The sequence below is a fragment of the Pseudomonas sp. 32A genome, from assembly GCF_052682255.1.
In genome coordinates this window covers 3,251,260-3,263,665 of the sequence record NZ_JBQYLY010000001.1, presented here as the reverse complement: position 1 = coordinate 3,263,665, position 12,406 = coordinate 3,251,260, and the positions used below count along the sequence as shown (strand labels likewise).

Here is a 12,406-nt window from a genome sequence, read left to right as displayed (position 1 = left end):
CTATACCTGTATCGTTGAAGCCGGGACCCGCGGGCCCCGGCGTTCGAATTTAAAGCGCGGTGTTCTTGATGCCCTGGGGGCGATTGTAAGCCCACCACAGCAGGCCCAGGCCGGCGATGATCATCGGCAGGCTGAGAATCTGACCCATGGTCAACCAGCCCCACGCCAGGTAGCCCAGCTGCGCATCCGGCACCCGCACGAACTCGACGATAAAGCGGAAGATCCCGTAGAACAGCGCGAACATCCCCGACACGGCCATGGTTGGGCGTGGCTTGCGCGAGAAGATATAGAGGATCAGGAACAGCGCCACACCTTCCAGGGCGAACTGGTACAGCTGCGACGGATGACGCGGCAATTGCGCCGGGTCGCTGAACGGCGGGAACACCATGGCCCACGGCACGTCGGTCGGCTTGCCCCACAATTCGGCATTGATGAAGTTACCGATACGCCCGGCACCCAGGCCAATTGGCACGAACGGCGCGACGAAGTCCATCAGCTGGAAGAACGACTTGCCGTTACGCCGGCCAAACCACCAGGCAGCGATCATCACCCCCACAAACCCGCCGTGGAACGCCATGCCGCCCTTCCACACCTCGAAGATCAGCGTCGGGTTGGCGATGTAGGCTGGCAGATCGTAGAACAGCACATACCCCAGGCGTCCGCCGACGATGACCCCCATCGACATCCAGAACACCATGTCGGAGAGCTTCTCCTTGGTCCAGGTCGGGTCGAAACGGTTCAGGCGCCGGGAAGCCAGCAGCCAGGCACCGCCGATGCCGATCAGGTACATCAACCCGTACCAGTGGATTTGCAGCGGACCGATGGCCACGGCCACCGGGTTGATCTGCGGGTAAGGCAGCATTGCGACTCCTCGTTAAATCAATAGTCATGGCGCATCGGACCATGCCGGTGCGCGATTAAGCCTGCGTTACAACAAAAAATTCAAACCCACGCAAAACAGCAAGCCGGCGAACAGCCGCTTGAGCAAGCGCGGCGATAACCGATGCGCCAGGCGCGCGCCGAAACGGGCCGCCACCATGCTGGTCAGGGCAATGCCCAGCAGCGCCGGCAAATACACAAAGCCGAGACTATGCTCGGGCAGCAACGGATCATGCCAGCCCAGAATCATGAAACTTAATGCACTGGCCAGGGCGATCGGCAAGCCGCAGGCCGACGAAGTGGCCACTGCCTGCTGCATCGGCACGCTGCGCCAGGTCAGGAACGGCACGGTCAACGAACCGCCGCCGGTGCCGAAAATCGCCGACGACCAGCCGATCACGCCGCCCGCCAGGGTCAGGCCGAGCTTGCCCGGCACCTGGCGGCTGGCCTTGGGCTTGAGCTCCAGGGTCATCTGCAACGCGATCACCAGGGCGAACACACCGATGATCTTCTGCAAGTGCGGCCCGGAGATCGCTTCAGCGGTCAACGCGCCAACGCCTGCGCCCAGCAGGATGCCCACGGCCATCCACACAAAGATCGGCCAGCGCACGGCGCCGCGCCGGTGATGCTCACGCACCGCATTCACCGACGTGAAGATAATAGACGCCAGGGATGTGCCGACAGCGAGGTGGGTCAACACCGAGGGATCGAAGCCCTGCAAGGTGAAGCTGAACACCAGCACGGGCACGATAATGATGCCGCCGCCCACGCCGAACAGCCCGGCGAGCATGCCCGCACAGGAACCCAGCAGCAAATACAGCAGAAATTCCATGGGAGCCCCCGAAAACAGACCGGCATGTTAACGGATGCAAAGCACAGGGTTCTATGGGTAGAGTGGGCAAAACACAAAGGGATTGCCTTATGTGCCTGATTGTTTTTGCCTGGCGGCCGGGCCACGCCCAGCCGCTGATCGTCGCGGCCAACCGTGATGAGTTTTATGCCCGGCCCAGTCTGCCGTTGGCCCAGTGGCTGGATGCGCCCCATGTTTACGCCGGGCGCGATCAGGAAGCCGGCGGGACCTGGCTGGGGGTTGGGGCGGATGGGCGCTTTGCGGCGCTGACCAATATTCGTGACCCGCACCAGCCGCCGGCCCGCAAGTCGCGGGGTGAATTGGTGGCGCGGTTTCTCAGTGGTTCGCTGCTGATTGACGATTACTTGGCAGACGTTAACGGCAGATCGATTGAATATGCCGGGTTTAACCTGTTGGTGGGGACGCGGGACGAGTTGTGGCACTACAACGCCAAGGAGTCCGCTCCGACGCGCTTGGAAGCAGGGGTTTATGGGCTATCCAATGCGGGGCTGGATACGCCGTGGCCGAAGCTGTTGAAGGCGAAGGCGGCGTTGGCGCAAGTGTTGGCGGATCCGCAGCCCGAGGCCTTGCTGGGGATTTTGAGCGATCCGCAGACTGCGCCGTTTGCCGAATTGCCGGACACCGGCGTGGGCTTGGCGACGGAGAGCTTGTTGTCGAGTGTGTTTATTGCCAGCCCCAGTTATGGGACGCGGGCGAGTACGGCGCTGATTGTGAATGCCGACGGGACACGGCATATCGTGGAGCGCAGTTTTGGGCCGTATGGCGGGCAGTTGGGTGAAGTTGAACTGAAAATCTGAACCTCACGCAAACCAAATGTGGGAGCGGGCTTGCTCGCGAAAGCGGTGCATCAGTCAGCTTATGTATTGGCTGACACGCCGCCTTCGCGAGCAAGCCCGCTCCCACATTTCGATTGGGGACAGGCTCTGGAATCCGGTTAGAGGCTCTTTGCAGACGCCGGATTGATCATCCGCGCCAACCCTAGGTTCTTCAGCGCCAATTGCAGCGAGCTGTGGATAACTTGCGGGTTGTCGATGGTCATCAATTCCGCCAGCAGTTCCTTGGCCCGGCTCAGGTTGATCTGACGCAGCATCCATTTCACCTTCGGCAAGTTGGTGGCGTTCATCGACAGGCTGTCAAAGCCCATCGCCATCAACAGCACGGCCGCCGCCGGGTCACCGGCCATCTCGCCGCAGATACTCACTTGCTTGCCTTCGGCATGGGCGTCGCGCACCACGTTCTGCAAGGCTTGCAGCACCGCCGGGTGCAGGTAGTCGTAGAGGTCGGCCACCCGTGGGTTGTTGCGGTCCACGGCCAGCAGGTATTGGGTCAGGTCGTTGGAGCCCACCGACAGAAAGTCCACCTGCCGCGCCAGCTCTTTAGCCTGATACACCGCCGCCGGAATCTCGATCATCACGCCAATCGGCGGCATCGGCACGTCGGCGCCTTCGTCGCGCACTTCGCCCCACGCCCGGTGGATCAGGTGCAGCGCCTCTTCCAGCTCGTGGGTGCCGGAGATCATCGGGAGCAGAATGCGCAGGTTGTTCAGACCTTCGCTGGCCTTGAGCATGGCGCGGGTCTGGACGAGGAAGATTTCAGGATGGTCGAGGGTAACGCGAATACCGCGCCAACCAAGGAAGGGGTTGTCTTCCTTGATGGGGAAATACGACAGTGACTTGTCGCCGCCAATGTCCAGGCTGCGCATGGTCACCGGTAACGGATGGAAGGCGGACAGTTGCTCGCGATAAATCGCCAGCTGCTCCTTCTCACTCGGAAAACGTTGGTTGATCATGAACGGCACTTCGGTGCGGTACAGCCCGACACCTTCAGCGCCGCGCTGTTGTGCGCGTGCCACGTCCGCCAGCAGGCCGGTGTTGACCAGCAGCGGTACGCGGTGGCCGTCGAGGGTCACACACGGCAGTTCCCGCAGGGCGTCGAGGCCCTGGGACAGCTGGCGTTCTTCTTCCACCACTTCAGCGTATTGCTTGCGCAGCACTTCGCTGGGGTTGGTGTAGACCTCACCGTGGTAGCCGTCGACGATCATTTCGATGCCGTCGACCTTGGAATACGGCAGGTCCACCAGGCCCATCACCGTCGGAATGCCCATGGCCCGGGCCAGGATCGCGACGTGGGAGTTACCCGAACCCAATACCGAGACCAGGCCCACCAGTTTGCCTTCCGGCACTTCGCCGAGCATGGTGGCGGTCAGCTCTTCACTGATCAGGATGGTGTTGTCGGGGTACACCAGGGTGGTCGAGCGTTCTTCCTGCAGGTAGGCCAGCAGGCGGCGACCGAGGTCTTTCACGTCCGAGGCGCGTTCGCGCAGGTAGGCGTCGTCCATCAATTCGAAACGGTTGACGTGATCGGTGACCACCTGGCGCAGCGCGCCCTGGGCCCACTGCCCGGTCTTGATCACGTCCTTGACTTCGCTGCCCAGGGACGCGTCGTCGAGCATCATCAGGTACACGTCGAACAACGCCCGTTCTTCAGGCCGCAGCTGGGTGGCCAGCTTGGTCGACAGGGTGCGCATGTCATTGCGTACGCCTTCGAGGGCGGTCTTGAACAGGATGATTTCAGCGTCGATGTCGGTGACGGTCTTGTCCGGCACCACGTCCAGGTCGGCCGGCGGCAGCATCACTACGGCGGTACCGACGGCAGCGCCCGGCGAACCCGGTACGCCGACGAACTTGGCTTCCTGGATACCCTTGCCCTGGCGCCCCAGGCCGCGAATCGAACCGGTGGCCTCGGCGTGGGCGATAACCCCGGCGAGCTGCGCGCTCATGGTCACGAGGAAGGCTTCTTCACCTTCGTCGAACTGGCGGCGTTCTTTCTGCTGGATGACCAACACGCCGACAACGCGGCGGTGGTGAATGATCGGTGCACCGAGGAACGAGGCGTAGCGCTCTTCGCCGGTTTCGGCAAAGTAGCGATAACGCGGGTGATCGGCCGCGTTTTCGAGGTTCAGGGGTTCTTCACGCGTCCCCACCAGGCCCACCAGACCCTCATTGGGCGCCATGCTGACCTTGCCGATGGAGCGCTTGTTCAAGCCCTCGGTGGCCATCAGGACAAAACGGTTGGTCTCGGGGTCCAGCAGGTAAACCGAGCAGACCTGGCTGCCCATGGCTTCCTTGACGCGCAACACAATAATCCCCAACGCCGCCTTGAGATCCTTGGCGGAGTTAACTTCCTGGACGATCTTGCGCAGCGTATTGAGCATGGCTCGGGGTCGAACTCCGTCGTCAGTCGCGCGCTAAAAGGCGCGGGGCAAGCTCTTTAAGAGCGCGACGATAAACCTCGCGCTTGAATGTCACCACCTGGCCCAACGGATACCAATAACTGACCCAACGCCAGCCATCGAACTCCGGTTTACCGGTCAAATCCATCCGCACCCGCTGCTCGTTGGAGATCAGGCGCAGGAGAAACCATTTCTGTTTCTGGCCGATGCACAGCGGTTGGCTGTGGGTACGCACCAGACGTTGCGGCAAACGATAGCGCAACCAGCCTCGGGTGCAGGCCAGAATTTGCACATCTTCACGTTCAAGGCCTACTTCTTCGTTCAACTCACGGTACAAGGCGTCTTCAGGGGTTTCGTCGGGGTTGATTCCGCCTTGAGGAAACTGCCAGGCATCTTGGTTGATACGGCGAGCCCATAGCACCTGTCCGGCATCATTCGTAAGAATAATCCCGACATTAGGACGGAAACCATCGGGGTCGATCACGGCAACAACCTCGCAAACGCATGTCACCGCATTGTTCCACAAAGATTGATACAGCGGCAACGAGGCTGCTTACCTTATGTGCACTCTTGTGAAAAGACCGTATTCTGGACGCCTTTTTACAGACTTTTCAGCGAGTAACTGCAATGCGCCTGGCTTTATTCGACTTGGACAACACGCTTTTGGGGGGTGACAGCGATCACGCCTGGGGCGATTACCTCTGTGAACGCGGGATTCTCGACGCCGTGGCCTACAAGGCCCGCAACGATGAGTTCTACCAGGACTACCTGGCCGGCAAGCTGGATAACGCCGAGTACCTGAACTTCTGCCTGGAAATCCTCGGCCGCACCGAGATGGCCCAGTTGGAGGAGTGGCACCGTGACTACATGCGCGACTGCATCGAGCCGATCGTGCTGCCCCTGGCCGTTGAACTGCTGGCCAAACACCGCGCCGCGGGCGACAAGCTGGTGATCATCACCGCCACCAACCGTTTCGTCACCGCGCCAATTGCCGCACGCCTGGGCGTGGAAACCCTGATCGCCACCGAATGCGAGATGGAAAACGGCCGCTACACCGGGCGCAGCACCGATGTACCGTGTTTTCGCGAGGGCAAGGTGACGCGCTTGAATCGTTGGCTGGAAGAGACCGGGTACAGCCTGGAGGACAGTTACTTCTATAGCGATTCGATGAATGACCTGCCGTTGCTGGAGCAGGTGACGCATGCGGTGGCAGTGGATCCGGATCCGAATCTGCGGGCTGAGGCTGAGAAGCGTGGTTGGCCGGTGATTACTCTGCGCGGCTAAAGATCGTTCCCACGCTCCGCGTGGGAATGCATCACTGGACGCTCTGCGTCCGCTCTTGGGACGCGGAGCGTCCCGGGCGGCGTTACCACGCGGAGCGTGGGAACGATCATCTAGACGGGTTTGGCACCCATCAACCCGGCAATCGCCACAAACCCCACCAGGCTCACAACCGCCAGCGCCACGGTAAAGTTCAAACTCCCCGCCCCGCCCAATCGCAGTCGATTAAGCCGCACCACCAGCCAGAACCAGCTCAGCGCCGCCACGGTGTAGATCACGCTCGAGCCCAGAATCCAGGTTTGCCCCAGCGGCCAGCCGATCAGGTGCGCCAGCCACCAGCCGGTGAACGGCATGCTCACCACGCAAATCCCCATCAACAACCACACAAACACCCAGGGCCGCTGCACGGTATAGGCCGGCCCCGCACTGCGTTTGCGCCAGGCCAGCACCGCCAGCGCGACGCCGCTGAGCAGCAGCAACACCGTGGCCGCGATGTGGATAACTTTAAGGGTGGTCAGCGTTTCCATGTTCTCGATTCCTTGAAGGCCGCTCAGTCAGCGTAGTCGCTCAACCGAGGAACAGTTGGTAGGCCGGGTTATCACTTTCATCCCAGTACGGGTAGCCAATGGCTTCCAGCGCCGCCGGCACCAGGTGGCGCTCGTCCGCCGGCACTTGCAGGCCCGCCACTACGCGCCCGTCAGCGGCGCCGTGGTTGCGATAGTGGAACATCGAGATGTTCCAGCGCCCGCCCAATTTGTTCAGGAAGTTGAACAACGCCCCCGGACGTTCCGGGAATTCGAAGCGGAACACCACTTCGTCGCTGACGTGCGCCGCATGGCCACCGACCATATGGCGGATGTGCAGCTTGGCCAGTTCGTTTTCCGTCAGGTCCAGCACCGGGAAACCCTGGCTGGTGAGGCTGGCGATCAGTGCACTGCGCGGGTCGTTTTCCGGGTGGGTCTGCACGCCGACAAAAATGTGCGCCTCGCGACCAGAGTGGTAGCGGTAGTTGAATTCGGTGATCTGGCGCTTGCCCACGGCCTCGCAGAAGGCCTTGAAGCTGCCCGGCTTCTCGGGAATGGTCACGGCGATGATGGCTTCGCGGCCTTCACCCAGCTCGGCGCGCTCGGCCACATGGCGCAGGCGGTCGAAGTTGACGTTAGCCCCGGAATCAATGGCCACCAGGGTTTGCCCGGTGATGCCACGGGTCTCGACGTACTTCTTGATGCCCGCCACGCCCAGGGCGCCAGCCGGTTCCGTGATGGAGCGGGTGTCGTCGTAGATGTCCTTGATCGCCGCGCAGATTTCATCGGTGCTGACGGTGATCACTTCATCCACGTAATCCTTGCAGATGTCGAAGGTGTGCTGGCCGATCTGCGCCACTGCCACGCCGTCGGCGAAGATGCCCACGGTCGGCAATACCACGCGCTCGCCCGCCGCCATGGCGGCTTGCAGGCAGTTGGAGTCGTCCGGCTCGACGCCGATGATCTTGATTTCAGGCCGCAGGTATTTCACGTACGCCGCGATCCCGGCGATCAGGCCACCGCCGCCCACCGGGACGAAAATCGCGTCCAGCGGCCCCGGGTGCTGGCGCAGGATCTCCATCGCCACGGTGCCCTGCCCGGCAATGGTGTGCGGATCATCGTAGGGGTGAATGTAGACGTAGCCTTTTTCGTCGACCAGCTTCAGCGAATACGCCAGCGCTTCCGGGAACGAATCCCCGTGCAGCACCACTTTGCCGCCACGGGAGCGCACGCCTTCGACCTTGATCTCGGGCGTGGTCTTGGGCATCACGATGGTGGCCTTGACCCCCAGCACCTTGGCCGCCAAGGCCAGGCCCTGAGCGTGGTTGCCCGCTGAAGCGGTGACCACACCGCGCGCACGCTCTTCGGCACTCAGCTGGGTCAGCTTGTTGTAGGCACCGCGAATCTTGAACGAGAACACCGGCTGCAAGTCTTCGCGCTTGAGCCAGACCTTGTTGCCCAGGCGCTCGGAGAGCTGGCGGGCGGTCTGCAGCGGGGTTTCTACGGCAACGTCGTAAACGCGCGAGGTGAGGATCTTTTTGACGTACTGTTCAAGCATCGGAAAGCATCACTGGGCGGGTTGGGCAGGGCCAAGGAGTCTAACCCAGCGTTTGGCCGGGCGACCACACGAAAACCGAGGTTTTGTTGGGTTATACTCGCGCCCCTCTTTACTCCCCGCCCGTTCCGGAGCCCGCATGACCCAGGATCAACTCAAACAGGCAGTGGCCCAGGCCGCCGTCGATTTAATCCTTCCTAAACTCGACGATAAAAGCATCGTCGGTGTCGGCACCGGCTCCACCGCCAACTGCTTTATCGATGCGCTGGCCCTGCACAAAGGCGCGTTCGACGGCGCGGTTGCCAGCTCCGAAGCCACCGCTGCGCGGCTCAAGGGCCACGGTATTCCGGTGTATGAGCTGAACACCGTCAGCGACCTGGAGTTCTATGTCGACGGCGCCGATGAAAGCGACGCGCACCTGAACCTGATCAAGGGCGGCGGCGCAGCCCTGACCCGCGAGAAGATCGTAGCGGCCGTGGCCAAGACCTTCATCTGCATCGCCGACGCCAGCAAACTGGTGCCCGTCCTCGGCGCGTTCCCGCTGCCGGTGGAAGTGATCCCGATGGCCCGCAGCCACGTGGCCCGCGAGTTGGTGAAGCTGGGCGGCGACCCGGTCTACCGCGAAGGCGTGCTGACCGACAACGGCAACATCATCATCGACGTGTTCAACCTGCAGATCACCAACCCGGTGGAGCTGGAGCGTCAGATCAATGCCATCGTCGGCGTCGTCACCAACGGCCTGTTCGCGGCACGCCCGGCTGACGTACTGCTGCTGGGCACCCCGGAAGGCGTGAAAACCCTCAAAGCCTGAACCGCTCCCCAACTGTAGGAGCGGGCTTGCCCGCGAACAACCAACCAGCGCCTCGCCCGCTCAGGGCGACCCGCGTTACCGGTAACGTTTTTCGCGAGCAAGCGTGCTCCTGCAAGCAGCATTTGCGCTCACCCTCGGCCGAAACCGAGCACGCCCCACGGCATCTCTCGCCGCGCTTCGTATCAAATCTGTTACAAATTACAGCCAGGCGACTCGTGCGTTTAACAATGCGCCAATTCGCCGCCGCCCATGGAATGAGGCGCGCATTGTGCAAAAGGTCTCGGCTCCCGACTCCAATCACTTCAAGGAAGACCCTGTGATAAAGCCTCTAGCCCTCGCTGTCAGCGTTGCCAGTGCCCTGCTGTCCACCAGCGCCCAGTCATACGATTACGGCCAACACGCCAACACCACCCTGGAAACGCTGATCAACGACTACCCCGGTCGCTATCGCGGCACCGCCAATTTCGCCGGGGCTGCCGATTGGATGCAAAGCCAGATGGGCAGCGCCTATAACATCAGCCGCCAGGATTTTTCCTGGACCGCCAGCGGCACCTCTCGCAGTTCGCAAAACGTGGTGGCCTACGCCGCCGGCACCCAGCCGCAATATGTGGTGATCGGTGCGCACTTCGACACCTATTTTGGTCGCCCCACCTTGCAAGGCCTCGATGACAACGGCTCCGGCGCCAGTGTGCTGACCGAGGTGGCAAAAAACCTGGGCGGGCTGCAGTTGGAGAACGGCCTGCAAATCGTCGGCTTTGGCGCAGAGGAAGAAGGGCTGCGCGGCTCGAAAGCCTTCGTCAACTCATTGAGCGCCAGCCAGAAGGCCAACATGCTGGCGATGATCAACCTCGACAGCCTGATCACCGGCGACATGATGTACGCCCACGCCGGCCAGAACAGCACCGCCAACCCGGCGCTGGCGTCGTTGCGCGAGCACACGTTCCAGATCGCCAGGGAGCTGAACATTCCGCTGTTCACCAACCCCGGCCTCGACCCGCAATACCCCAAGGGCACTGGCTGCTGCAGCGACGGCGAACCCTTCGAGCCGCTGAATATCCCGATCCTGTATATCGAAGCAACCAACTGGGAATTGGGCGACCTGGATGGTTATACCCAGACCAACAACCCGGCCATCCCCGGCGGATCGACCTGGCACGACCCTGCCGAGGACAACAAGGCTGTGCTGACCAATGCCTTCGGCCAGGAACGTATTGACCAGCGCCTGCGGGACTATTCGCGGCTGCTCAGCCGGCTGGTATTGGAGTTGACCAATGCCGACTTGATGGCCTCCACCGCCTCGGGTGGCGCCGTTGCGCGCAACATGCAGGACAACCTGCAACGCCAGCATCAGTCGATGGTGCGCCTGCACGATCGCCGCTGGCTGACCCTGCAGTCGGCCAGCCGCGAGGTCGGCAGCTTCGATGGCGAAATCGGCGTAGACGGCGAATACAACCCCGACAGTGGTTTCGACGCCGCCCCCAACCCCGAGGCGCGGAGTCTCGGCCTGCATGCCCTGGGCGACTACCAGTTGAGTTCCAGCCTGAACCTGGGCGCCAGCCTCAGCTACCTCAATGGGCGCGACAAGCTTGAGCATCGCGGCAAACTGCAAAGCGACACCTGGCAGGCAGCCGCTTACGCACTGTTGAATGACGGCGGCCCGAGCTGGCTGGCCGGCGACTTGAGCGTGGGCCACAGTCGCTTTGACTCCCGGCGCAATTTGCTGATCCAGGCCAACGGTGGGCCGGTATTGCTCAATCAGCACCTGACCGGGAAAACCGATGCGTTGGCATTGGGCGCGCGGGTGCTGGGCGGCTATGACTTCGACTTCGGCGCGATCAAGAGCGGGCCCTTTGCCGGGCTGGACTACACCCATTACCGCATCGATAAATTCCATGAAAAGCAGGACCTGCGTACCGCCCTTGAGTACGAAGAACAGTCGTTCGACTCACTTGAAGCCAGCCTCGGCTGGCGTGTGCGCGGTGCTGTCGCCTTGCCTTATGGCCTGAGCCTGATGCCTTACGCCGACATCGCCTGGGTCAAGGAACTGGCCGACGGCCGCCTGGACGACCTTGACCTGACCGCCCGCGCCGATGGCCAGGCACGCACGGCCCGGCTGGGGTCAGTGGATAAAAGTTTCGGCCGCGCCCAGGTCGGCAGCCAACTGGCAATCACCCCGCAGTTGGGCGTGTATGCCGAAGTGAACGGCCGATTGGGCCATGCCGAGGGTAGCCAGACCGGCTATTCGCTGGGCGTGCAGTGGATGTTCTGATCAGGGCTTCTTGAACACATAAAAGAGGTTCGGCTCACTGACCATGTACAACGTGCCGTCGTTGTCCATGGCAATCCCCTCGGCCTGAGGCACGCGCTGCTTCAGGCCATGGCGCCCCTTGAGCAGCGACAGACTGCTCAGCGGACGACCGTCGATATCCAGTTCCAGCACCAGGAAAGACTCATCCGACAGCGCCAGCAGATGGCCGCTGCGCTCGTCGTATTGCAGGCTCGACAGGTCGCGCACAAACAACCCGGCATCGCGCTTGGGGTTGTTGATCACGTGCACCGAGTAGGTTTTTTCCGGTTTGAAATGGGGAAAGCCGTGCACCTCGTAGATCAGCATCGGGTCGCGTTCCTTGGCCACAAACAGGCGCTTGCCCACCGAGTCATAGGCCAGGCCTTCGAAGCCTTTGTTGCCACCCAGGTGCACGCCGAGGGTCATTTGCTCGGCGTCGGCGGCATCGAGGAATTGGGTGTCGTCATCCACATGGACCTTGATCAGCCGCTGCTGGCGCTCGTCACTGATGACGTAGGTGTTGTCGCTGATGTACTCCACCGCCTCCGCATCACCAAAACCCACCAGCGCAATGCGCCGCAAGATTTTGCCCTCCAGGGACAACTCCACCAGTTCGGCATTCTTGTTGGTCACGGTAAACAGGCTGTTGCGCACCGGATCAAAGGTCAGGGCCGAGACATCATCGTTGAGGCCGTCGATCACCTGCGCCTCCAGGGCCACCCGGTAATCCCCCAGGCCAATGGAATGCTCACCGGCGGGATGGCGCCACGACTGCCAGTTGAACCAGGCACGCTCGAACAGGCGCAATTGCTGCGCGACCACGCCCACCGCCACCAGGGCGATCAGGATCAGGATGAAAAAAGCAGGTTTGGGGCGGGCAAGTCGACGCATCGGGCGGGGCTCAAAGTGAAAAACTGGCGAATGAATATCACGGTCGCCTGAATTTAAACTTAAACGCCCCGGGTG

At 61.9% G+C, this 12,406-nt stretch carries 11 protein-coding genes; 4 read left to right on the top strand and 7 right to left on the bottom strand.

Annotated features, from left to right (window positions below; genetic code table 11):
* Positions 1-49 precede the first annotated feature (49 nt).
* Positions 50-862, bottom strand: coding sequence for a prolipoprotein diacylglyceryl transferase (gene lgt / locus ACUN0G_RS14820; RefSeq protein WP_008438947.1), 813 nt, complete (start codon positions 860-862; stop codon positions 50-52).
* Positions 863-928: 66 nt separating this feature from the next.
* A complete protein-coding gene (locus ACUN0G_RS14815; protein WP_017476560.1) occupies positions 929-1,711 on the bottom strand; it encodes a sulfite exporter TauE/SafE family protein in 783 nt (260 codons plus the stop codon).
* Between the two features lie 89 nt (positions 1,712-1,800).
* Here ACUN0G_RS14815 and ACUN0G_RS14810 point away from each other — a divergent pair, with 89 nt between their 5' ends.
* Positions 1,801-2,547 (top strand): NRDE family protein, encoded by a 747-nt coding sequence (locus tag ACUN0G_RS14810; protein WP_445573725.1) that lies wholly within the window; start codon positions 1,801-1,803, stop codon positions 2,545-2,547.
* 137 nt (positions 2,548-2,684) lie between these two features.
* On the opposite strand, the gene ptsP is transcribed toward ACUN0G_RS14810, so the two are convergent.
* Both ptsP and ACUN0G_RS14800 read right to left on the bottom strand, forming a co-directional pair.
* Positions 2,685-4,964, bottom strand: coding sequence for a phosphoenolpyruvate--protein phosphotransferase (gene ptsP, locus ACUN0G_RS14805; RefSeq protein WP_003213828.1), 2,280 nt, complete (start codon positions 4,962-4,964; stop codon positions 2,685-2,687).
* A gap of 22 nt (positions 4,965-4,986) precedes the next feature.
* Positions 4,987-5,466 (bottom strand): RNA pyrophosphohydrolase, encoded by a 480-nt coding sequence (locus ACUN0G_RS14800; RefSeq protein WP_003176750.1) that lies wholly within the window; start codon positions 5,464-5,466, stop codon positions 4,987-4,989.
* 143 nt (positions 5,467-5,609) lie between these two features.
* On the opposite strand from ACUN0G_RS14800, the gene ACUN0G_RS14795 reads away from it, so the two are divergent.
* Positions 5,610-6,266 (top strand): HAD family hydrolase, encoded by a 657-nt coding sequence (locus tag ACUN0G_RS14795; RefSeq protein WP_445573724.1) that lies wholly within the window; start codon positions 5,610-5,612, stop codon positions 6,264-6,266.
* Between the two features lie 110 nt (positions 6,267-6,376).
* Here the strand turns inward: ACUN0G_RS14795 and ACUN0G_RS14790 are convergent, their stop codons facing one another.
* Together ACUN0G_RS14790 and ilvA are read right to left on the bottom strand one after the other, a co-directional pair.
* Positions 6,377-6,790, bottom strand: a complete 414-nt coding sequence (locus tag ACUN0G_RS14790; protein ID WP_177022346.1) for a DUF2269 family protein — start codon at positions 6,788-6,790, stop codon at positions 6,377-6,379.
* A gap of 40 nt (positions 6,791-6,830) precedes the next feature.
* The gene (ilvA, locus tag ACUN0G_RS14785) at positions 6,831-8,345 is read right to left on the bottom strand and encodes a threonine ammonia-lyase, biosynthetic (RefSeq protein WP_003213834.1); all 1,515 of its coding nucleotides are present in this window, start codon (positions 8,343-8,345) and stop codon (positions 6,831-6,833) included.
* Between the two features lie 136 nt (positions 8,346-8,481).
* On the opposite strand from ilvA, the gene rpiA reads away from it, so the two are divergent.
* On the top strand, positions 8,482-9,153 hold the full coding sequence (gene rpiA, locus ACUN0G_RS14780; RefSeq protein ID WP_076013033.1) for a ribose-5-phosphate isomerase RpiA: 672 nt from the start codon (positions 8,482-8,484) through the stop codon (positions 9,151-9,153).
* A 316-nt stretch (positions 9,154-9,469) separates the two neighbouring features.
* Positions 9,470-11,422 carry an autotransporter domain-containing protein gene (locus ACUN0G_RS14775; RefSeq protein ID WP_445573723.1) on the top strand — a complete coding sequence of 651 codons (1,953 nt, stop codon included), beginning with the start codon at positions 9,470-9,472 and terminating at the stop codon, positions 11,420-11,422.
* Here the strand turns inward: ACUN0G_RS14775 and ACUN0G_RS14770 are convergent, their stop codons facing one another.
* On the bottom strand, positions 11,423-12,331 hold the full coding sequence (locus tag ACUN0G_RS14770; RefSeq protein ID WP_421525238.1) for an SdiA-regulated domain-containing protein: 909 nt from the start codon (positions 12,329-12,331) through the stop codon (positions 11,423-11,425).
* Positions 12,332-12,406 lie beyond the last annotated feature (75 nt).

Excerpts from the sequence above, each read along its gene's own strand:
- lgt (WP_008438947.1), bottom strand. The coding sequence starts at position 862 with ATGCTGCCTTACCCGCAGATCAACCCGGTGGCCGTGGCCATCGGTCCG.
- ACUN0G_RS14815 (WP_017476560.1), bottom strand. The coding sequence starts at position 1,711 with ATGGAATTTCTGCTGTATTTGCTGCTGGGTTCCTGTGCGGGCATGCTC.
- ACUN0G_RS14810 (WP_445573725.1), top strand. The coding sequence starts at position 1,801 with ATGTGCCTGATTGTTTTTGCCTGGCGGCCGGGCCACGCCCAGCCGCTG.
- ptsP (WP_003213828.1), bottom strand. The coding sequence starts at position 4,964 with ATGCTCAATACGCTGCGCAAGATCGTCCAGGAAGTTAACTCCGCCAAG.
- ACUN0G_RS14795 (WP_445573724.1), top strand. The coding sequence starts at position 5,610 with ATGCGCCTGGCTTTATTCGACTTGGACAACACGCTTTTGGGGGGTGAC.
- ACUN0G_RS14790 (WP_177022346.1), bottom strand. The coding sequence starts at position 6,790 with ATGGAAACGCTGACCACCCTTAAAGTTATCCACATCGCGGCCACGGTG.
- ilvA (WP_003213834.1), bottom strand. The coding sequence starts at position 8,345 with ATGCTTGAACAGTACGTCAAAAAGATCCTCACCTCGCGCGTTTACGAC.
- rpiA (WP_076013033.1), top strand. The coding sequence starts at position 8,482 with ATGACCCAGGATCAACTCAAACAGGCAGTGGCCCAGGCCGCCGTCGAT.
- ACUN0G_RS14770 (WP_421525238.1), bottom strand. The coding sequence starts at position 12,331 with ATGCGTCGACTTGCCCGCCCCAAACCTGCTTTTTTCATCCTGATCCTG.